Below are 19657 nucleotides of genomic sequence, written 5' to 3' on the forward strand. Positions count from 1 at the left end.
GAGCGATCTGAGGACCCCCGGCTCCTGGGGCCTCAGAGCAGGCCCGCCGCCGCCAGGTACTTGCCGACTCGCTCGGTCTCCGCCTCCGACAGCGGGACCTGGGGTTCCGCCGTGGCCGGGCAGGCGATGACGCCACGCAGGTGCAGGGCGGCCTTGAAGGCGCCGAGGGCGGAGGACGAGCCGCCCATGCGGGCCGGGTCGCCGGCGCCGGCCATGCCGAAGAGGGCGCACAGGCGCTCCTGCTCGGCGCGCGCCCGGTCCAGGTCGCCGGCCCGGAAGAGGCGGTGGAGGCGGACGTACCCGGCGGGATCGACGTTCGCCAGCCCCGGCACCGCGCCGTCGGCGCCCAGGGCCAGCGCGGAGTCCACGAGGAGTTCGGAACCGGTGAGGACGCTGAGACCGGTGACGGCGGGATCGGTGCGCGCACCCGTGACGATCCTGCGGAACGCGGCCAGGTCGCCGCTGGAGTCCTTCAGGCCGGCGAGGACCCCGTCCGCCGCCAGCTCCAGGACCACCTCGGCGGGCAGCGTGCAGTGGACGGCGACCGGGATGTCGTAGGCGAAGACGGGGACGGGGGAGCCGGCGGCGAGCAGCCGGTAGTGGCGGGAGATCTCCGCCGGGTGGGTGCGCGCGTAGAAGGGGGCGGTCGCCACGACGGCCTCCGCCCCGGCGGCGGTCACGGCGCGGACGTGGTCCAGGACACGCGGCGTGGTCATGTCGATCGCCCCGGCGAGGATGGGGAGTTGGCCGCCGACGTGGCCGACCACGGTCTCCACGACCCGCCGCCGCTGCGCGTCCGTCAGGAAGGCCGCCTCCGACGACGAACCGAGCACGAACAGCGCGTCCACCCCGCCCGCCACGAGATGGTCGACCAGCCGGACCAGCGAGGGGACGTCCACCTCGCGATCCGGTGTCAGAGGCGTGCAGACGGGCGGGATGACACCGGTCAGCGGGGCGGGGAAGGGCATGGCGGCTCCCTGGTGCTGGACTTGGCTGGACGTCGCTGGGCATCGCGGACGGAGTCCGGCGCGGGCGCGGCCACCGCCTGGGCGACCAGGTCCCGCGTCGAGTCCGTCTCCTGCACAGGATGGTGGCAGCGGAAGCGGTGTCCGGGGGCCGACGCGGCCGCGAAGCCCGGCATGATCTCCGCGCAGACGTCGTCCGCCTTCCAGCAGCGGGTACGGAACGGGCAGCCGCTCGGCGGCCGGGTCGCCGACGGGACCGGGCCCACCAGGGGGATCGGGTCGATCGGGTCCAGCAGGCCCGGCGTCGCCGAGAACAGCGCGCGGGTGTACGGGTGCCGGGCGCGGCCGGTGACCAGGGCCGCCGGGGTCTCCTCCACGATCCGGCCCAGATACATGGTGACCACCCGGTCGCTCATCCGCCGAACCGTCTGGATGTCGTGCGAGACGAAGACCAGCGCCAGACCGAGGCGTTCCCCGAGGTCCAGGAGCAGGTTGAGGATCTGGGCGCGGACCGAGACGTCCAGCGCGCTCGTCGGCTCGTCCGCGACCACCAGCTCCGGTTCCAGCGCCAACGCCCGCGCGATCGCCACGCGTTGCCGCTGGCCGCCGGAGAGCTGTCCGGGCAGAGCGTCCGCGAGCGCCGGGGGCAGGCCGACCAGTGACATCAACTCCCGCACCCGATCCTCCCGTTCGGCCGGGGTGCCGCGCCGGTGCACGTCCAGCGGGTCCCGGAGGATGCGGTGGACCGTCAGCCGGCGGTTCAGGGCCGTCGAAGGGTCCTGGAAGATCATGCCCGCGCCGCCGCCGACGGTCGCCCGGCGCTCGCCCGGAGACATCGACCACAGGTCCCGGCCCCGGAACGCCACCGTCCCGGACGTCGGCCGGTCCACCCCCACCAGCAGCTTCGCCAGCGTCGACTTGCCGCACCCCGACTCGCCCACCACGCCCACCGTCTCACCGGGCGCGATCACCAGGTCGGCGTCGGTCAGGGCGTACACCCGGTCCCGGGTGAACAACCCGCCACCGCGCGCCCGGTGGACGACATGGGCGCCGGAGACCTCCACGAGCGCGTTCATCCGACCGTCTTCCTCCCGTCCGTGAGGTCCACCACCGGGTGGTGGCAGGCCGCCGTGTGCGTACGGCCGCCCAGCAGGGCGGGGGCCGTCGTACGGCAGACCTCGCTCGCCCGGGGACAGCGGTCGGCGAAGCGGCAGCCCGCCGGGAAGTCGGCGGGGGCGGGGACGACACCCCTGATCTGGGTCATCCGCTCGGCCGCCGACTCCAGGGAGAGGACGCTGCCCAGCAGCCCGCGCGTGTAGGGGTGGGAGGGCCGCTCCACCAGGTCCGCCGTCACGCCCGTCTCGACGATCTGTCCGCCGTACATCACCACCACCCGGTCGGTCACGTCCGCGACCAGGGCCAGGTCGTGGGAGACGAGGATCAGCGCGAAGCCGAGTTCCGCGCGCAGCCGCAGCAGCAGTTCGATGATCTGGGCCTGCACGGTGACGTCGAGCGCGGTCGTCGGCTCGTCGGCCACGATCAGCCGGGGATCGCGGGACAGGGCCATCGCGATGAGGACGCGTTGGCGCTGGCCGCCGGAGAGTTCGTGCGGATAGCTGCGCAGGGTGCGGTCGGGGTCCAGGCCGACCAGGCGCAGCAGTTCGGGCGCGGGGCGTCTGCCGCCCCTGCGCACCACCTGCTTCAGCTGGGCGCGGACGGTCATCGCCGGGTTCAGCGAGGACAGGGCGTCCTGGTGGACCATCGCCATCTCGTGGCCGAGCAGCCGGCGCCGGGCCCGCATCGGCTCGCCCACCAACTGCCGCTCGCCGAAGAGGACCTGTCCGCGTACGCGGGCACCCCTCGGTTGCAGGCCCATCACCGTCAGCGCGGTCAGCGACTTGCCGCAGCCCGACTCGCCGACCAGGCCCAGCACTTCACCGGGGCGGACCTCGAAGCTGATGCCGTCGACGATGTCCATGCCCCGGTGCCGTTCGTCGAAGCCGATCGCCAGGTCCCGCACGGACAGCACGGGCCGGCCCTCGGGGAGAGGACGGGCCCGGGAGCGCAGCCGCGCAGCCGCCTCGACCAGACCGGGCAGCTCCGCACCCTCGCCGCCGCCCACCGCCTCCGCGCCACCACCGCTCCCGGTGACCTCCAGCCGGCTGTCCCGCTCCTGTGGCTCCGGTCGGTCGCCCTGCTCCGGTGGCGCCAGCTGGCCGTCCCGCTCAGGTGGCGCCAGCCGGTCGGCCCGCTCCCGTGGCTGCGGTCGGTCCGTCCCCTCCAGGGGCTCCGGCCCTCCCGGCCCCGTGGCCCGCGCGGCCGGTGCGGCCCACGCGTCGGAGACGCCCTCGGAGAGGATGTTCAGGCAGAGGACCGTGACCAGCATCAGCAGGCCGGGGAAGACGGTCGCCCACCAGCCGCCGGTGAGCACCATGTTCTTGCCGTCCGCGATGACACTGCCCCAGGACGGGTCCGGCGGCCGTACGCCCGCGCCGATGAAGGACAGCGACGCCTCGAAGACGATCGCCTCGGCGACCTGGACGGTGCAGAACACGAGCACCGGGGCCGCGCAGTTGATCGCCACGTGCCGGAGCACGATGTGCGGGGTGCGGGCCCCTATCACCCGCTCGGCGGTCACATAGTCCTCGCCGTACTGGTCGAGGACGTTGGCCCGGACGACCCGGGCGACCGGCGGGGTGAACAGGAACGCGATCGCGCAGATCAGCACGGTGATCCCGCCGCCGAAGACGGCGACCAGCACGGCGGCGAGCGCGATGCCGGGGAACGCCATGACCACGTCCAGGCAGCGCATCAGCGTCTCGTCGACCGCCTTGCGCGAGGTCGCCGCGACGGCGCCGACGACCGCGCCCACGACGAGGGCCAGCGCGGTCGCGCCGAGTCCGATCGCCAGCGACCAGCGGGCCCCGTACATCAGCCGGCTCAGGATGTCCCGGCCGAGGCTGTCCTGGCCCATCCAGTGGTCGGCGGAGGGCGCGCCGGTACCGTCGACCAGGCTCTGCTGGTCGAGCGGGTCGTGCGGGGCGAGCCACGGGGCGAGGAGCGCGGTGAGGACCACGACCGCCAGGAAGCACACCGCGATCCGGGACAGCGGCGGCAGCCCGCGCCAGGGGCGCGGCCGGACACCGGGCCGGGACAGGGCCTCGGTCAGGCGCCTGCGCGTGGTCACGATCAGACCGAACATCAGGGCATCAGCTCCCGCCCGAGCGCCCGTACACGGGTTGCGGCCCACGGTCCACGTCCCTCGGAGGGTGTCAACTCGCCTCCCTGATACGGGGGTTCACCAGCAGGTAGAGGACGTCGATCACGAGGTTCACGACCACGAAGCCGACCGCCGTGGTCAGGACGACCCCCTGGACGACCGCCGGATCGCCGTTCTTCACGGCGTCGATCATCAGCTTGCCCATGCCGGGCAGCGAGAAGATCGTCTCGATGACGACCGCGCCGCCGAGCAGATAGCCCACGCGCAGCCCCAGCACGGTCAGCGGGTTGATCAGCGCGTTCCGCAGCACGTTCCGGCCCACCACCACCCGGGGCGGCAGCCCGCTGCCGATCGCCGTCCGCACATAGTCCTTGTCCAGCTCCTCGACGACCGCCGTCCGCACGATCCGGGTCAGCTGCGCCGCCACCGGCAGCGACAGCGCGAGCGCCGGCAGGGTCATCGTCCGCAGCCACCCCGTGAAGGAGTCCGCCGGGTTGACGTACCCGCCCGTCGGGAACCAGCCCAGGTCCACCGCCAGGTACTGGATCATCAGCAGCGCCAGCCAGAACCCGGGCGCGGCCACCCCGGTCAGCGACACCACCCGGATGAACTGGTCCGGCAGCCGGTCCCGGTGGATCGCCGCCGTCACCCCGCCGAGCAGCGCCAGCACGACCGCGATCCCCAGCCCGAGGAAGGTCAGCTGGAGCGTGAGCGGCAGCGCGGTCGTCACCTGGTCGACCACGGGTGCCCGGGTGAGCGCGCTGATCCCCAGGTCCCCGTGCAGCAGATCGCCGACGAAGCCGGCGTAGCGGACCGGCAGCGGATCCAGCAGCCCGTTCTCCTCCCGGAACTCGTGCAGCTGCTCCGGTGTGGGATTGGCGCCCTGGAAGAACGCGGAGGCCGGGTCGACGTCCGAGAACCGCATGACCACGAAGACGAACAGGATGATCCCGAGCAGCAGCGGAACGAGCAGGGCGATCCGCCGCAGCAGGATGCGCAGGACGGCGACCACGCTAGACCCACTTGGCCTGGAGCAGATTGATCCCCGGATACGGCTGTGCCCTTATCCCCGACAGCCGCTTCGGGTTCCACGCGGTCATCAGCTCGTTGTGCACCACCGGGTAGAGCACGGCCTGTTCGGCGACGACGTCGATGTAGTCCTGGACCATCGTCCTCTTGCGGTCGGCGTCCGGTTCCCGCGTCGCCCGGTCCATGTCCTTGAAGAGTGCCTTGGCCACCGGATCGTCGGCCCACCGCGCGTACTGCATCCACAGGTTCTGCGGGCCGTAGTTGTAACGCATGATCAGATCCGCGTCGAGCCCGAACTGGTTGGGGTTCGACGCGGCGGCGACCACCTGGTAGTCCTGCTTCTGGTCCATCTTCGTGAAGACGGCGGTGGTCTCCTGCGGCGAGAGCGTCGTCTCGACCCCGATCGCGTCCCAGGACGCCTTGATCGTCGGCAGACAGTCCACGATCCAGCTGACGTTCACCGCCAGGATCTCGATCCGCAGCCCCTTCACCCCGGCCTCCGCCAGCAGGGCCTTCGCCCTGTCGGGGTCGTACGTGTACACGCTCTTGGCCGGTCGGTAGCTCGGGTTCCCCTCATCGAGGAACGAACTCGCCGGTTTCCCGTGCCCCTTGAGCGCCACCTCGATCATCTTGTCGCGGTCGATCGCGTGGTGCAGCGCCTGCCGCACCCGCACGTCGTCGAAGGGCTCGCGCCGGGTGTTGAACATCAGGAAGAGGTTGTTCATCCCGGAGCCGCCCTGGACGGACATGCCGCCCTTCTCCAGCTGCCCGATGTTGGCGTAGGGGATGTTGTCGGCGATCTGCGCGCCCGCGCTCGCCCCGGAGATCTTCGCCACGCGCGGGGCGGCGTCCACGATGGTCAGCCAGTTCATCTTCTTGAAGGCGGCCGGGCGGGGCCCGTTGTAGTCGGCGTACGCCTCGAAGGTGGTGTTGGACTTCGGGTGGTGCGCGGTCTGCCGGTACGGCCCCGAACCGATCGCCCTGCCCTTGATGGCCTCCTCCCAGGCACCCGGCCGGGAGAAGACGTGCTTCGGCATGATCTTCGCCAGCGTCAGCCGCGCGATGCCGTCCGGGAACGGGAACCTGAGCACCAGCTCGACGGTCCGCGCGTCGATCTTCCTGACCTCCTTCAGCCAGCTCACGAAGAAGCCCTTGGCGAGGGTCTGCGTGCCGGGGTCGAGGATGCGCTCGTACACGAAGACGACGTCGTCGGCGGTGACCGGCCGGCCGTCGTGGAAGGTGGCGCCGGGCCGCAGCTCGAAGGTCCAGGACGTGCCGTCGACGTCGCCCGGCACGGCCGTCGCGAGCGCCGCGTACGGCTCGCGCGAGATGGGGTCGGTGTCGAGGAGGCCCTCGTAGATGTGGTTGTTGGCCGCCATGCAGAAGGCGGACGCGGTCTGGGTCGGGTCCCAGCTGCCGTCGTTGCCGTAGCCGATGACGGCCGTCAGCGTGCCGTTCCCGCCGCCTCGGTCGCCGGTGTCGTTGGTGGACTCCGGGCCCGCCGAACACGCGGCCAGCGACGGGGAGACGGCGGCGGCCGCGCCCAGCGCGCCGGAGTACTTCAGGAGCGACCGGCGGCTCGGTGCCGGGGCGTCACGGATCACGTCGCGCACGGTTCCTCCAGGGAGGGAGAGGAGATACGACGTCCTACGTCCTACAGGGAGCAGCGTGACCTTAGGAGCGCCCGTGGGGGCGGTCAAGAGATCGCACACGAATGGCGTACGCGCCAGAGGTGCGACCAATGACGGATCAACGCCGGTGTGACATGACGACAGTTGAGGGTCCGTTGGGAGAGGGTTTCCCGGGGTGATCACGGGACGTTAACCTGGCGTTCCCCTGGCCCTTTCACGTGGTTCCCGTCCGGAGGTGGGACGTCGGATGTCCGGCGAGCGTACGATGCGGCGCATGTCTCAGGAGAGCGGGAGCAGGCGCCGGCCCGAGCGGCGGGTGGGCAGCCAGATCCAGCGCGAGATCGTGCAGCTGATCCTCGACCGCGGGCTCCGGGCGGGCGCGCCCCTGCCCACCGAGACGGAGCTGATGGAGGACCTCGGCGTCAGCCGCAACTCCGTCCGCGAGGCCCTCAAGGCCCTCCAGGCCCTCGACATAGTCGACATCCGGCACGGCTACGGCACCTATGTCGGCGAGGCCTCCCTCACCCCCCTCGTCGACGGCCTGACCTTCCGCACCCTGGCCCGGCCCGACGGCGACACCGCCGCGCTCGCCGAGATCCTCCAGGTCCGCGAGGTGCTGGAGGACGGCCTCGTACGACGGGTCGCGGGCACCCTCACGGACGACGAACTGGACGCGCTCGCGGCCGTCGTCGACCGGATGGAGGCGGCCGGGCAGGCGGGCGAACCCGTCGCCGAACTCGACCGCGACTTCCACGAACTCCTCTACGCCTCCCTCGGCAACGCGCTCATCCCGCAGCTCCTCGGCGCCTTCTGGACCGTCTTCCTGCGGGTCGCGGGCGCCCGCGGCTGGACCGACGACCCCACCCCCGAGCTGACGGTCCGCCGCCACCGGGACATCGTGGCCGCCCTGCGCGCCCGCGACGTCGAGGGCGCCCAGCGGGCGATGTCCGACCACTTCAGAGGCATCGAGGCGAGGGCGGCGCAGGCCTCGCGGGGGGTGGGCTAGGCCATGGGAAAGACCCCGACCGAGCCGTGGGACCCCGCCGACGCCGGTGTGCTGCGGCTGCCCTCCGGGCGGCTGGTGCGCGGCCGGGGGCTGCGTCGACCGCTGCCCGACGGCACGGTCCCCACCTACGCCGTGTACCTCCTCGGCAAGGAGCCGCCCGAAGTCCCCTGGGAGTCCCGCTGGTTGCGCTGGCCCGACTTCCGGCTGCCCGGCGACCGGGCGGAGGCGCACCGGGTGCTGCGGGACGCCTGGGAACGGGCCGCCGTCGACCGGGTCGAGCTCGCGTGCGGTGGCGGCAAGGGCCGCACGGGTACGGCGCTGGCCTGTCTCGCCGTCCTCGACGGCGTCCCGCCCGGGGAGGCCGTGGCGTACGTGCGCCGGCACTACGACCGGCACGCGGTGGAGACGCCGTGGCAGCGGAGGTACGTGCGGAGATTCGGCTGAGCGTCGGGGGAGGCTCGGGGGAGGGGGAGCCGAGGAACGGGCCACCCTCACCCGGCTGTCGGACGGCACGCTGGACTTCGCCTACACGGGCGCCAAGGTCGACGGCTCCCAGCAGTCGGTGAACGCCGTTCTGGCGAAGGTCCGTTGAGGACGGCGGCCCCTCCTCCCGCCACCCTGCCCGTCCCATCCGCAGGGTGCTGCCCCTGGCCCCGCTACGGGGTTTGCCGCCGAGGCGACAACGGGGGCAGGGTGCAGCCCTCGGGGATGGGACGGGTAGGGGCGGCGGGGACGGAGGGCCCAGGGCCCGGTCCGGCTAGGGGCCGGTGCTCGCGGGCCCGTACAGCGCGTTCGGCGCGCCCGTCATCAGCGCCCAGTACCTGTCCCCGTACGACCAGTGCCACCACTCGGTGGGGTAGTTGACCAGCCCGGCCGTGGTGAGCGCCGCCGAGAGGGTGCGCCGGTTGCGGCGGGCCGTGTCGGAGATGTTGGGCGCGTCGGTGTAGCAGGCGTCGTCGCTCTCCTCGGGGCTGGCGTCCAGGCGTGTGCCCATGTCGAGTTCCTCCCCGGCGGCCGTGCACAGGGTGAGGTCGACCGCGGCGCCGGCGACATGCGGCCCGATCTCCGGCGGGGAGAGCGAACGGCTGGTCTGGACGTGGAGGAACTCCTCCGTCCAGTCGGGGTTGGCCTGCCGCAGCTCGGCGGCGTACCGCTCGAAGTAATGGATCTGCAGGGCCAGCGGCCGGTATCCCTCGGTGACCAGCAGCCGCAGCCCGTCGGGCAGCAGCCGGGCGGCCCGCGCGAGACGCCAGGCGACGCCCTCACGCAGGTGCGCGTACGCCCCCTCGGGGTCGGCCTGACGGGAGTCGACCACCACGAAGGGCAGCTCCCTCAGATCGACGAGGGGCTCACCGCACTCCTGGACCGGGACACCGGCGACCTCGGGGTCGCTCATGAGGATGATCGAAGGCATGCGTCGTCTTCCACCGGGCGGGAGGTGCGATGCGTCGGGGTGTGCGGCAGCACCCCGGGGAGGGACTTGATCCCCTGATGTCCCTCCCCGGGGGCCTCCCCCCTTGAGTGGTGGTTCGTGGCCTGGCTCCGGGCGTCCCCCCAGCCCGTCCTGCTCGTGCGATTCCACTGTTGTCACGTTCCCACCGGTCCGTCCCCTGTGCGCTCCGGTGGGCCGACCGGCCGGGCGGTGGTCGCCCGGCCGATCCGTTGTTCCCCCGAGAACAACGAGAATGGCGGACTCCGCTGGAAGTTCTCTGCAAGTCCGCCGCAAACGGGTTTCGGCCTGCCCGACCGTCCGGAACGCGCCTGCGTCACCCAGGTCACGTGCCCGGGGGATCACACCCACGGCCACGGCTCGTGCCGTTCGCGGGCCTCGCAGGCGTTGAACACCCCCATGGCCTCGGCCCGCAGCTCCTCCGCGCCGGTCCGGTCCCCGAGCGCGGCCCGGACCACCGACAGATTGCGCAGGGCGCGGGCCCGGGGCAGCGGCAGGGCGAGGACGCCCCAGAGCGCGGCGGAGGCCGTCAGCAGCCCCTCCGCGTCCGTCAGCCGCCCGTCGGCCAGCGCGCACTCGCCGAGCGTGCGCAGCGTCAGGGCCTCGCCGAAACGGTCCTCGTGGGTCCGGCAGACCTCCAGGATCTCGTGCAGCTCCGTCTCCGCCTCCCGCACGTGCCCGAGCCGCAGCCGCGCCTTGACCCGGGCCCGCAGCGCGTACGCCGCCATGTGCGGGTCGCCGAGGTCGCGCAGGATCTCCAGCGCCTGCTCCGCCACGCGCGCGGCCTCCTCGTACGCGTCCAGCGAGCGGTGCACCAGGCTGAGCGTGCGCAGCGCCAGCGCCTCGCCGCGTCGGCTGCCGAGCCGCCGATAGGCCCGCAGCGACTCGTCGAGCAGCGGGAACGCGCCCTTCTGGTCGCCCAGTTCGAGGCGTACGGAACCGCCGTACCGGCAGGCGACCCCGACGCCCGTGTCGTCGCCGACCCGTCGGAAGCCCTCGGCGGCGTCGGTCAACGCCCGTTCCGCGTCGCGGAGTTCGCCGACCTCGCGGCAGGCGCTGCCGAGGCCCGCGAGGGCGGCGGAGCGGCCGCGGACGTCGCCCAGTTCGGTGCAGATGCGCTCGGCGGTGCGGAAGTACTCCTGGGACTCGGCGATGCGGTCCTGTTCGTAGCGGAGCTGTCCGAGGCCGATGATCAGCAGGGCCTCGCCCGAGCGGTCCTCGGCCCGGCGTGCCGCGGCGAGGGCGGCGTCGTGGCTGCGCCACCAGGCGTCGAAGCGGTTCTTGATGGCGAACGAGGAGGAGCACAGGGCCGCTGCCGCTTCGCAGGCGAGGGTGTGCAGGCCGAGGGCTGCCGCCCGTTCGACGGCTGTGGTGAGGGTGTCGGCTTCGGCGTCGAACCAGGCGAAAGGGTCTGTCAGAGCGCGGCGGGTGGTCTGTGCGCCTACCGGGGAGGGGGCTTCGGTCGGTTCGCGGCTGTCGATCGTGTGTGGTTGCTCGCGCAGTTCCCCGCGCCCCTTGAGGCGGAACCCCTGTCTCAGGATCACCGCACCCGAAGGTGCCTCCTCCGTCACCCTGTCCATCAGCCACAGGCCGGCCGACAGTGCCCTGCCCACCGCCGCAGTGCGGTCCTCCGCGGGGTCCTCGGCCTCCGCGCGTTCGGCGGCGTAGACGCGGACCAGGTCGTGCAGGCGGTAGCGGGGCTGGCCGATCTGGTCGGTGCCGGGGCAGGTGATCAGCTGGGCGTCCAGGAGTCGTTCGAGGACCTCCTCCGCCCCGTCCTCGGTCATGCCGGAGAGCGCGGCGACCGCCCACACGGCGACGTCGGCCGAACCGAGCGTCGCGATACGGCGCAGGACGCGGCGGGCGCACTCGTCCAGCGCCTGGTAGCTGAGGCCGAGCCCGGCCCGGACCTCCAGGTCGCCCACGGACAGCTCGTCCAGGCGGCGGTGTTCGTCGGCGAGCCGCTCGGCGAGGACGCTGGGCGTCCAGTGCCGCCGGGTCGCGAGGCGGGCGCCGGCGATCCGCAGGGCCAGCGGCAGCCCGCCGCACAGCTCGACGATCCGGCGGGCCGCGGCCTGTTCGCGCGGGTCGTCCGGGGTGCGTTCCGGGCCGGTGACCCTGGTGAGCAGTTCGAGTCCGCGGGCGTCGTCCAGGACGTCCAGGTCGGTGCGGCGCGCCCCGACGAGCCCGCCGAGCCGGGCCCGTGAGGTCACCAGGACCCCGCAGCTGGCGCTGCCCGGAAGCAGGGGCCGTACCTGGGCCTCGCCGTTCGCGTCGTCGAGGACCAGCAGGATCCGGCGTCCGGCGACCAGGCTGCGGAACAGGTCGCCGCGTTCGGCCGTGTCCTCCGGCGGGTCGGCGCCGAGCGCCCGCAGCAGTCGGCCCAGAACCTCGGCGGGCGGCACGGGCTCGCTGAAGCCGTGCAGTTCGGCGTAGAGCTGCCCGTCGGGGTACGCACCGGCGACCCGGTGCGCGGCCTGCACGGCGAGCGTGGACTTGCCGACCCCGGCGGCCCCCGAGACCACGACGACGGGCATCGCCTCCCGGGCGGCGGTCAGCTTCTCGACGACCCGGGCCAGCTCCTCCTGCCGACCGGTGAAGTCGCCGATGGCGGGCGGCAGGAGCGACACCGCCCGGGGCGGGGCCGTGCCGACGGGCCCCGGAGCCGCGGGCGCCGCCGTCGCGGCGAGCAGGGCCGGGTCGGCCCGCAGGATGGCCTCGTACAGGCGGTTCAGCTCCGGGCCCGGGTCGAGGCCCAGCTCCTCGGCGAGCACGGCCCGGCCCTCCGCGTAGACGGCCAGCGCGTCGGCCTGTCGGCCGAGCCGGTAGAGGCCCAGCATCAGCTGCCCGCGCGGCCGTTCCCGGGCCGGATGCGCGCCGACCAGCGCGGTCAGTTCGGTGACCAGTTCCGCCTCGTGCCCGCCGGTCTCCAGCTCGGCGGCGATCCGTTCCTCCAGGGCCGCCTGCCGTGCCTCCTCCAACCGCCCGGCCTCACCCCGCAGCGCCTCCCCGACCCCGCCGAGCGCCGGGCCCCGCCACAGCTCCAGCGCCTGGCGCAGCAGCCGCGCGGCCTCCGTGGGGTCGCCCTCGGCGGCGGCCCGCCGCCCGTCGGCGGTGCGGGCCTCGAACTCCGCCAGATCGACCCGGCCGACGCCGGGCCGCATCACGTATCCCGGCGGCCGGGTCTCGATCGCCTCCGCCGTCTGAGGGGGCAGCGCCCGGCGCAGGGCCGACACGTACGTCTGCACCAGCGCCCGTGCCGTGTCCGGGGGGTCGTCCCCCCAGATCACGTCCACGAGCGCGTCGGCGGGCACCACCTGTCCGGCCCGCAGCAGCAGCACGGCCAGCAGCGCGCGCGGTTTCGGGCCGCCCAGCCGCAGGGGTCTGTCACCGTGCCATGCCTCGACCGGGCCGAGCAGTCGGAATTCCAGCTCCACGGGTCCCCATCTTCCGTGCTGTCGGACCGCCGGGACAGCGGTTTCTCACGCACCGTTCGACGCTCGTGTACGGCGAGTGGTTTCCCATGCCGCGTGATGCGCCGCGGAGTTGTCGGAAAACGGGGCAACCGAAGGGAATCTTAGGTGGACGACGCGGAGATTCCCCCCGTGTGTGAGGACCATCTGTGACGATGCTGTGAGGGCCACCGGGCTACGAGGACCGCCGGGCTACCGGTGTACGGGGTACGACGCCTGGAAGGCCAGCCGACGGTCCGCGCCGGCCCCGAGCGGGTCGAGGAGGTCGTCGAGGGCGAGGAACTCCTCCCGGACGGGCCGGCCGCTCACCTCCGCCAGCCGGCCGACGAAGAGGTCCTCCAGCTCCCGCACCCGCTTGTTCTTCCACACCTTGTCGGCCAGGGAGACCAGCAGGTCCTCCACCCCGACGCCGGGCCCCGCCCATGCCGCGTGCGTGGCCGCGAACCTGGCCGACTCCGGCTCGACCCCGTGCTCCAGCAGCAGCCGGCGCCCGGCCTCCTCGTGCGCGGAGCCGGGGCCCGACAGCTCCCCGGGGTGCGTGATCTTCCCGATGTCGTGCGTGGCCGCCCCGAAGAGCGCGGCCGCGCGGTCGAACGGCAGCCGGGGGTGCCGCTGTTCCAACCAGGCGGTCAGTTCGTGTGCCACGTCGTGGACGAGCCGTAGGTGTGCCGTGAGCCGGGGCGGGGCGCCGAGGCTTCGCAGCAGCGTCACGGCTCGCTCGGGCAGGGGGCGCAGTGGCGGGTCGGTGACGGCGGTCAGCGGATCGGTGGGGCGCGACGAATTCACGGGATGTGTCTACCGGTCCGCGGGGGCCGTCGGGCGAATTCGACGCATCCGCGCGGACCCGGAGTTGTGCGGGACAGACTCCAGCCGAGTTTAGACACAGCGGGTCATTGAGGAGATGCGAAGAGTGAAATTCGATGGTGCGGGGGAGCACCGTGAAGGCAGGTGGAGAAGGCTCGGGGGACGGTACTCGGCGGGCGCGTCGAAGAGGCGGAGGAATCGGTGGAGGAATTGCGGCGGACGGCAGAAAAGGCGGGAATTGTTCTGTCGTCACCGGGCCTCTCGGCGGCGGCCCTGCGGTGAACGGCAACGGGAGGAAACCTGCGATCGGCACCTATGCGGTGGACACCCGCACCGGGCAGGTCGGCCGCGTCATGGGCCACGAGGGGCCCTACGTACAGCTCCGGCCGGTCGGCGGCGGAAGGGAGTGGGACTGCGCCCCCGAGGTCGTACGGGCCGCGACGACCATAGAACGGCTGCGGGCCGCGACGGCCTACGAGAACGCACGCAGCCGGGGCGAGGTCCCTTGAAGGGATGACCGCCGGACGAGGTCCCGCCGCGCACCGGCCGTAGGCGAGAATGGGCGGCATGAGCCTTTTCCGGGACGACGGTGTCGTGCTGCGCACCCAGAAGCTGGGTGAAGCGGACCGGATCATCACGTTGCTCACCCGTGGGCACGGGCGGGTGCGGGCCGTGGCGCGCGGGGTACGGCGGACCAAGTCCAAGTTCGGCGCGCGGCTCGAACCCTTCTCCCACGTGGACGTGCAGTTCTTCGCGCGCGGCAGCGAGCTGGTCGGACGCGGGCTGCCCCTGTGCACCCAGAGCGAGACCATCGCTCCCTACGGCGGCGGCATCGTGAGCGACTACGCCCGCTACACCGCCGGGACGGCCATGCTGGAGACCGCCGAGCGGTTCACGGACCACGAGGGCGAGCCCGCCGTGCAGCAGTACCTGCTGCTCGTCGGTGGGCTGCGCACCCTCGCCCGCGGCGAACACGCCCCGCACCTGGTCCTCGACGCCTTCCTGCTGCGCTCCCTCGCCGTCAACGGCTACGCCCCCACCTTCAGCGACTGCGCCAAGTGCGGCATGCCCGGCCCGAACCGTTTCTTCTCCGTCGCCTCCGGAGGCTCCGTCTGCGTGGACTGCCGGGTGCCCGGCAGCGTCGTACCCTCGCCACAGACGCTGGAACTGCTTGCCGCGCTCCTTACGGGAGACTGGGAGACCGCGGACGCGAGCGAGCCGCGGCACGTCAGGGAGGGCAGCGGGCTGGTGTCCGCCTATCTGCACTGGCATCTGGAGCGCGGCCTGCGCTCCCTTCGGTACGTGGAGAAGTCGTAGGCACGACCGACCCACCGGCACCCCTAAGGAGACGAGAAGCACATGGTGGTACGCGGGTTCCTCGGGCGTCAGCGCCGCGAGTACAAGGCGCCGACGCCGCACCCGTCCGGCGCCCGCGCGCCCAAGCTCCCCGGCGAGCTGGTCCCCGAGCACGTGGCGATCGTCATGGACGGCAACGGCCGTTGGGCCAAGGAGCGCGGGCTGCCGCGCACCGAGGGCCACAAGGTCGGCGCCGAGCGCGTGCTCGACGTCCTCCAGGGCTCGATCGAGGTCGGCGTCCGCAACATCTCCCTCTACGCCTTCTCCACCGAGAACTGGAAGCGCTCGCCCGACGAGGTCCGCTTCCTGATGAACTTCAACCGCGACTTCATCCGCAAGACCCGCGACCAGCTCGACGAACTCGGCATCCGGGTCCGCTGGGTGGGCCGGATGCCGAAGCTGTGGAAGTCGGTCGCCAAGGAACTCCAGGTCGCGCAGGAGCAGACCAAGGACAACGACCTGCTGACGCTGTACTTCTGCATGAACTACGGCGGCCGGGCCGAGATCGCCGACGCGGCCCAGGCCCTCGCCGAGGACATCCGCGCGGGCCGCCTCGACCCCTCCAAGGTCACCGAGAAGACCTTCGCGAAGTACCTCTACTACCCGGACATGCCGGACGTCGACCTCTTCCTGCGCCCCAGCGGTGAGCAGCGCACCTCCAACTACCTGCTCTGGCAGAGCGCCTACGCCGAGATGGTCTTCCAGGACGTGCTGTGGCCCGACTTCGACCGCCGTGACCTATGGCGGGCGTGCGTGGAGTTCGCCTCCCGCGACCGCCGCTTCGGCGGCGCCGTCCCGAACGAGGAACTCCTCGCGATGGAAGCCGCGATGGAGGGCCGGACGGAGGGCCGGACGGAGGGCTGACCGTGACGCGGGCCGGCGGGGAGAACGTGGAGCTGGTGTACCGGGCGGCGGTCGGGGACTTCCGCGAGGCGGTACGCGTGTCCGCGCGCGCCTCGGCCGCCGGCCGGTGGGGCCAGGGCCTGCTGCTGTTCGCCGCCGGGGCGGGCCTGTTCGTCACGGTCGTGACGCTCGCCCTGGGCGCCCTGCCCGACGCACGGGCCCTGGTGACGCCGGTGGCGGCGGCGGGCGGCCTCGTCCTGCTGCCGCGGCTCCAGGCCCGCCTCCTGCACCGGCGGGCGGCGGCCCTCGGGCTGCACCGCGCCGTGCTGGACCCGTGGGGCGTGACGGTCGCGCACGACCGGGGCACCGAGCGTCCGGCCCGCTGGTCCCAGGTCTCCCGGTACGCGGAGACCCCGCACACCTTCGTACTGCTCAGCGGCGCCCACGCGCCCCGTCTCACCGTGCTCCCGAAGCGCGGCCTGGCAACCCCCGCCGACGCCGACCGACTCCGCGCCGTCCTGAACCGCGAGGGCCTGACCCGGCTGTAGAGGGAAAGGCCGGGGCGGAGCCCCGGCCTTTGAGGGGCGCGGGGAACTGCGCGAGAAGTCCCACGCACCCGCACCCGCCGACGCGCGCCCTACGACGTCTTGGCCGCGCAGTCCGCGCAGGTGCCGAAGATCTCCACCGTGTGGGCGACGTTCACGAAGCCGTGCTCGGCGGCGATCGCGTCGGCCCACTTCTCGACCGCGGGGCCCTCCACCTCCACGGCCGCGCCGCAGATCCGGCAGACCAGGTGGTGATGGTGCTCGCCGGTCGAGCAGCGGCGGTACACGGACTCGCCGTCGGAGGTGCGCAGGACATCGACCTCGCCCGCGTCGGCGAGGGACTGCAACGTGCGGTACACGGTGGTGAGCCCGACCGAGTCGCCCTTGTGCTTGAGCATGTCGTGGAGTTCCTGCGCGCTGCGGAACTCGTCGACCTCGTCCAGTGCCGCGGCCACGGCCGCCCGCTGCCGGGTGGAACGACCTCGTACAGGTCCGGCGGTCGTCACCGTTGCCTCCTCACGTAGCGGTCTTGCGGGGCCATTGTGCCAGCCCCCGTCGACCCCGTTCAGCCGCCGGTCAGCCCGCGGACCCCTCGGCGGAGCCCCGGGCGGCCGGAACCGTGTCCTTCGCCACACCCGTCCCGGCGGCCTCCCGGGCCTGCGGGACCCCGCACTCCGCCGGGTCCCCGGGCGCCGTCTCCAGGGCCCGCGCGCGGCGCCTGGCCAGCGGTGTCGCCAGCGCGGTCAGCACCATGAACGCGGCGATGGCGAGCAGCACGATCGTCGCGCCGGGCGGCACGTCCTGGTAGTACGAGGTGACCGTGCCGCCGATCGTCACGGTCACCCCGAGGGCCACGGCGATCGCGAACGTCGCCGCGAAACTGCGGGTGAGCTGCTGTGCGGCGGCGACGGGCACGACCATCAGCGCGGACACCAGCAGCAGTCCGACGACGCGCATGGCGACCGTCACGGTCACCGCCGCCGTGACCGCCGTCAGCAGGTTCAGCGCCCGCACCGGCAGACCGGTCACCCGGGCGAACTCCTCGTCCTGGCTGACCGCGAACAGCTGCCGGCGCAGCCCCAGCGTCATCACGATCACGAACGCGGCGAGCACGCAGATCGCGGTGATGTCCTCCTGTGACACGGTCGACAGCGAGCCGAAGAGGAACGACATCAGGTTGGCGTTGGTGCCGCCGGGCGCGAGGTTGATGAGCATCACACCGCCGGCCATGCCGCCGTAGAAGAGCATGGCGAGCGCGATGTCGCCGCGCGTCCTGCCGTACCAGCGGATCAGCTCCATGAGTACCGCGCCCACCACGGACACCAGCGTCGCCATCCAGACCGGCGACCAGGAGAGCATGAAGCCGAGGCCGACGCCGGTCATCGCGACATGGCCGATGCCGTCGCCCATCAGGGCCTGACGGCGCTGGACGAGGTAGATGCCGATGGCGGGCGCGGTGATGCCGACGAGGACGGCGGCGAGCAGGGCCCGCTGCATGAAGGCGTAGTCGAGGAATTCCATCGTGGGTGCCTTCTCAGCTCAGCAGACCCGTACGGACGGGCTCGGCGCCCGGTGCCGCGTGCGGGTGGACGTGGTCGTGGCCGGGCAGCGCGTGCTGGCCGACCGCCTTCGGGGGCGGGCCGTCGTGGGTGACACAGCCGTCGCGCAGGACGACCGCGCGGTCGATCAGCGGCTCCAGCGGGCCGAGTTCGTGCAGGACCAGCAGCACGGTCGTGCCGTGGGCGACCTGCTCGCGCAGGGTCGCGGCCAGCACCTCCTGGCTGGCCAGGTCGACGCCCGCCATGGGCTCGTCCATGATCAGCAGCTCGGGTTCGGAGGCGAGGGCACGGGCGATGAGGACGCGCTGGTGCTGGCCGCCGGAGAGGGCGTTCACCGAGTCCTTGGCGCGGTCCGCCATGCCGACCATGTCCAGGGCGTGCCGGATCGCCTCGCGGTCGGCCTTGCGCAGGATGCCGAGGCGGGTGCGGGAGAGCCGGCCGGAGGTCACGACCTCCGTGACCGTCGCCGGGACACCGCCGGCGGCCGTGGTGCGCTGCGGCACGTACCCGACGCGCCGCCAGTCGCGGAAGCGGCGCCGGGGGGTGCCGAACAGCTCGATCTCGCCGGCGCTGACCGGCACCTGCCCGATCACCGTGCGGACGGCGGTGGACTTCCCGGAGCCGTTGGCGCCGAGCAGCGCGACGACCTCACCGCGGCGCACGGTGAGGTCGATGCCGCGCAGGACGGTGCGCGAGCCCAGGTCGGCGCGGACGCCGCGCAACGTGATGACGGGCTCGGTCATGCCTGCTGCCTCCGGATGATCAACAAGGTCACTTGGCTCCCAGGGCCGTCTGGAGGGCCTTGAGGTTGGCTTCCTGGACCGCGAAGTAGTCCTTGCCGCGCGACTTCTCGGTGATGCCCTCGATCGGGTCGAGGACGTCGGTCTTCAGGTTCGCGTCGGCGGCGATGGTCTTCGCGGTCTTGTCGCTGACCAGTGTCTCGTAGAACACCGTGGTCACACCGTCGGCCTTCGCCATCTTCTCAAGGTCCTTGACCCGGGCGGCACTCGGCTCGGACTCGGGGTCGAGACCGGTGATGGACTCCTCGGTGAGGCCGTAGCGCTCGGCGAGGTAGCCGAAGGCGGCGTGGGTGGTGATGAAGACCTTGGTCTTCGTGTCCCTCAGCCCGCCTGCGAACTGGTCGTTCAGCGCGCCCAGCTTCTCGACCAGGGCCTCGGTGTTGGTCTTGTAGGTGTCCGCGTGGTCCGGGTCGGCCTTCTCGAAGGCGGCGCCGACACCCTTGGCGACCTCGGCGTACTTCACGGGGTCGAGCCAGACGTGGGGGTCCTTGCCCTCCAGTTCCTCGTTCTCGTGGTCGTCGTGCTCTTCCGAGTGGCCGCCGACCTCGTTGCCGTGGTGCTCCAGGTCAGTCAGCGTGGCGGCGTCGATCTTCGTCTCGTGGCCGGACTGCGCGACCGCCTCGTCGACGGAGGGCTGCAGGCCCTTGAGGTAGAGCACGGCGTCCGACTCCTGGAGCGCGGCCGTCTGCTTGGCGCTGATCTCCAGGTCGTGCGGCTCCTGGCCGGGCTGGGTCAGACTGGTGACGTTCACGTGCTTCCCGCCGATCTGCTCGGCGAGGAAGGCCATCGGATAGAACGACGCGACGACGTCGAACTTGTCGGTGTTGCCCGCGGCGGCGGTGTCGCCGCCGCACGCGGTGAGAGTGGTGAGGCCGAGAGCGGCGGCCGCGGTCGCCGCCGCGGGTATCAGAAGGCGTCGTCGTACTACGTTCATGACAGTCATTTTCATCTTGTCTGGAAACGATTGTCAACAAGC

18 protein-coding genes are annotated in these 19657 nt (G+C 72.5%); 6 read left to right on the forward strand and 12 right to left on the reverse strand.

The features are described from left to right. Window positions 1-32: 32 nt before the first annotated feature. The 5 genes from E4N62_RS02870 to E4N62_RS02890 form a co-directional block, all read right to left on the reverse strand. Window positions 33-968: a dihydrodipicolinate synthase family protein gene (locus tag E4N62_RS02870; protein ID WP_230211775.1), complete on the reverse strand. Its 936-nt coding sequence runs from the start codon at window positions 966-968 to the stop codon at window positions 33-35. Continuing rightward, window positions 947-2041 (reverse strand): ABC transporter ATP-binding protein, encoded by a 1095-nt coding sequence (locus E4N62_RS02875; protein ID WP_230211776.1) that lies wholly within the window; start codon window positions 2039-2041, stop codon window positions 947-949. Before E4N62_RS02875 ends, E4N62_RS02870 begins: the two co-directional genes overlap by 22 nt. Then, the gene (locus E4N62_RS02880; protein WP_230211777.1) at window positions 2038-4167 is read right to left on the reverse strand and encodes a dipeptide/oligopeptide/nickel ABC transporter permease/ATP-binding protein; all 2130 of its coding nucleotides are present in this window, start codon (window positions 4165-4167) and stop codon (window positions 2038-2040) included. The genes E4N62_RS02875 and E4N62_RS02880 overlap by 4 nt, the downstream gene beginning before the upstream one ends. A 70-nt stretch (window positions 4168-4237) precedes the next feature. Continuing rightward, window positions 4238-5197 (reverse strand): ABC transporter permease, encoded by a 960-nt coding sequence (locus E4N62_RS02885; protein WP_230211778.1) that lies wholly within the window; start codon window positions 5195-5197, stop codon window positions 4238-4240. A gap of 1 nt (window position 5198) precedes the next feature. Next, on the reverse strand, window positions 5199-6827 hold the full coding sequence (locus E4N62_RS02890; protein ID WP_230211779.1) for an ABC transporter substrate-binding protein: 1629 nt from the start codon (window positions 6825-6827) through the stop codon (window positions 5199-5201). 283 nt (window positions 6828-7110) lie between these two features. Here E4N62_RS02890 and E4N62_RS02895 point away from each other — a divergent pair, with 283 nt between their 5' ends. Together E4N62_RS02895 and E4N62_RS02900 are read left to right on the forward strand one after the other, a co-directional pair. Continuing rightward, window positions 7111-7851: a FadR/GntR family transcriptional regulator gene (locus tag E4N62_RS02895; protein WP_184898517.1), complete on the forward strand. Its 741-nt coding sequence runs from the start codon at window positions 7111-7113 to the stop codon at window positions 7849-7851. 3 nt (window positions 7852-7854) lie between these two features. Beyond that, on the forward strand, window positions 7855-8295 hold the full coding sequence (locus tag E4N62_RS02900) for a protein phosphatase (protein ID WP_230211780.1): 441 nt from the start codon (window positions 7855-7857) through the stop codon (window positions 8293-8295). 313 nt (window positions 8296-8608) lie between these two features. On the opposite strand, the gene E4N62_RS02905 is transcribed toward E4N62_RS02900, so the two are convergent. From E4N62_RS02905 to E4N62_RS02915, 3 genes are all read right to left on the reverse strand, one after another. Then, window positions 8609-9265, reverse strand: coding sequence for a M15 family metallopeptidase (locus E4N62_RS02905; RefSeq protein WP_184894261.1), 657 nt, complete (start codon window positions 9263-9265; stop codon window positions 8609-8611). Between the two features lie 377 nt (window positions 9266-9642). Continuing rightward, on the reverse strand, window positions 9643-12738 hold the full coding sequence (locus tag E4N62_RS02910; RefSeq protein WP_230211781.1) for an AfsR/SARP family transcriptional regulator: 3096 nt from the start codon (window positions 12736-12738) through the stop codon (window positions 9643-9645). A 228-nt stretch (window positions 12739-12966) separates the two neighbouring features. Further along, window positions 12967-13560, reverse strand: a complete 594-nt coding sequence (locus E4N62_RS02915) for an HD domain-containing protein (protein WP_230211782.1) — start codon at window positions 13558-13560, stop codon at window positions 12967-12969. A gap of 296 nt (window positions 13561-13856) precedes the next feature. Here E4N62_RS02915 and E4N62_RS02920 point away from each other — a divergent pair, with 296 nt between their 5' ends. Genes E4N62_RS02920 through E4N62_RS02935 form a run of 4 tightly spaced genes read left to right on the forward strand, consistent with a single transcriptional unit; the run spans window position 13857 to window position 16325 of the window. Next, window positions 13857-14087 carry a hypothetical protein gene (locus E4N62_RS02920; RefSeq protein ID WP_215455351.1) on the forward strand — a complete coding sequence of 77 codons (231 nt, stop codon included), beginning with the start codon at window positions 13857-13859 and terminating at the stop codon, window positions 14085-14087. Window positions 14088-14145: 58 nt separating this feature from the next. Next, complete coding sequence (recO, locus tag E4N62_RS02925) at window positions 14146-14895, forward strand: DNA repair protein RecO (protein WP_184894268.1); 750 nt, start codon at window positions 14146-14148, stop codon at window positions 14893-14895. A 42-nt stretch (window positions 14896-14937) separates the two neighbouring features. Next, window positions 14938-15798, forward strand: coding sequence for an isoprenyl transferase (locus E4N62_RS02930; protein WP_230211783.1), 861 nt, complete (start codon window positions 14938-14940; stop codon window positions 15796-15798). Window positions 15799-15800: 2 nt separating this feature from the next. Continuing rightward, entirely contained in the window at window positions 15801-16325 is a 525-nt protein-coding gene (locus E4N62_RS02935) for a YcxB family protein (RefSeq protein WP_230211784.1), read from the forward strand. Between the two features lie 89 nt (window positions 16326-16414). On the opposite strand, the gene E4N62_RS02940 is transcribed toward E4N62_RS02935, so the two are convergent. The 4 genes from E4N62_RS02940 to E4N62_RS02955 form a co-directional block, all read right to left on the reverse strand. Next, window positions 16415-16828, reverse strand: coding sequence for a Fur family transcriptional regulator (locus E4N62_RS02940; RefSeq protein WP_184894274.1), 414 nt, complete (start codon window positions 16826-16828; stop codon window positions 16415-16417). 70 nt (window positions 16829-16898) lie between these two features. Further along, complete coding sequence (locus tag E4N62_RS02945; RefSeq protein ID WP_230211785.1) at window positions 16899-17843, reverse strand: metal ABC transporter permease; 945 nt, start codon at window positions 17841-17843, stop codon at window positions 16899-16901. Between the two features lie 13 nt (window positions 17844-17856). Then, the gene (locus E4N62_RS02950; protein ID WP_230211786.1) at window positions 17857-18624 is read right to left on the reverse strand and encodes a metal ABC transporter ATP-binding protein; all 768 of its coding nucleotides are present in this window, start codon (window positions 18622-18624) and stop codon (window positions 17857-17859) included. A 28-nt stretch (window positions 18625-18652) separates the two neighbouring features. Next, entirely contained in the window at window positions 18653-19615 is a 963-nt protein-coding gene (locus E4N62_RS02955; RefSeq protein WP_230211787.1) for a metal ABC transporter substrate-binding protein, read from the reverse strand. Between the last annotated feature and the right edge of the window lie 42 nt (window positions 19616-19657).

The sequence above is a fragment of the Streptomyces sp. MNU76 genome (assembly GCF_020982545.1).
GTDB lineage: Bacteria > Actinomycetota > Actinomycetes > Streptomycetales > Streptomycetaceae > Streptomyces.